Source organism: Frankia sp. CcWB2, assembly GCF_977927585.1.
Genome location: NZ_CDWRCM010000039.1, coordinates 13,831 through 14,975, shown reverse-complemented (window position 1 = coordinate 14,975; position 1,145 = coordinate 13,831). Strand labels below are relative to the sequence as shown.

2 protein-coding genes and 1 pseudogene are annotated in these 1,145 nt (G+C 70.6%); all 3 read left to right on the top strand.

What is annotated here, in order from left to right; translation table 11 throughout:
- The coding region (locus tag ACY45C_RS06505) for a nitrogenase-stabilizing/protective protein NifW (protein ID WP_462186739.1) at positions 1-326 on the top strand (326 nt) is incomplete at its 5' end.
- On the top strand, positions 323-691 hold the full coding sequence (locus ACY45C_RS06500; protein WP_462186738.1) for a nitrogen fixation protein NifZ: 369 nt from the start codon (positions 323-325) through the stop codon (positions 689-691). The genes ACY45C_RS06505 and ACY45C_RS06500, both read left to right, overlap by 4 nt.
- A pseudogene (locus ACY45C_RS06495) lies at positions 688-1,145 on the top strand (nitrogenase cofactor biosynthesis protein NifB); the annotation flags it as partial. The gene ACY45C_RS06500 and the pseudogene ACY45C_RS06495, both read left to right, overlap by 4 nt.

The window sequence follows — 1,145 nt, the reverse complement described above, 5'->3', positions numbered from 1 at the left end:
GGTACTTCGCCAACCAGCTGGTCGAGCTGCACAACACCCGGACCGAGGTCGGGAACCCGGTGGAGCTGCTGCGGGAGTACCGCGACGCGCTTGTCCGCTCCTACCAGGCCTTCACCGCCGCCTCCGCCCTGGACCATCGCCTGTTCAAGGTGCTGCAGGACCGCGCGCCGCAGGAGTCGTTCGTGCCCGCGTCGTCGATCACCGTCGAGCGGCTGGCCCCGACGGTGCCCCAGCCGTCGGGGCCGTCCGACCCGGTGGAGCCGTCCCAGTCCGCCTGGCCGCACCACGCCGCCACGTCCACCGACTACCTGGGTGGAACCCGATGAACAGTACCTACGACGTCGGCGACCTCGTGGTCGCCGTCAAGGCATTGCGTAACGACGGCACGTACCCGGACCCGGCGATCGCTGTCGGTGAGATCCTCGTCGAGGCCGGCACCCGTGGCCAGGTCATCAACGTCGGCCTCTACCTGCAGGAACACATCGTGTACGCGGTGGCGTTCGACCACGGCCGCATCGTCGGCGCGCTGGAACGTGAGCTCGTCTCCCCCGAGCAGTGGCAGCAGGCGGCGGCTGTCGCCGCCGGCACCGCCGCACCCGCCGCGGCGACCACCGCGACCACCGCGACCTCCTCTGCGACCGCTCCGGCGACCGGCACGGCGACCGCCCGGGGGAAGGAAGGGCGGTCGTGAAGGCAACCCCCGTCAGCCTGCCGCTGCTGCCCACCGACCTGGCAGGCGAGATCCCCCGGCAGGCCACCGAGCTGGCGCCCGACACCGCCGCCGGCTGCGCGAGCAAGTCCAGCTGTGGCACCAGCGCTCCGGTGCGGGACCCGGAGATTGCGGAGAAGATCGCCAACCATCCCTGTTACAGCGCCGAGGCCCACCAGTACTACGCCCGGATGCACGTGGCGGTCGCCCCGGGTTGCAACATCCAGTGCAACTACTGCAACCGCAAGTTCGACTGCGCCAACGAGAGCCGTCCCGGCGTCACCAGCACCCTGCTGTCCCCCGAGGACGCCCTCGCCAAGGTCAAGCTGGTGGCCAGCGAGATCAAGCAGATGAGCGTGCTGGGGATCGCCGGTCCCGGCGACCCACTGGCGAACCCGAAGCCGACCTTCCGGACGATGGAACTGGTGGCCCGGGA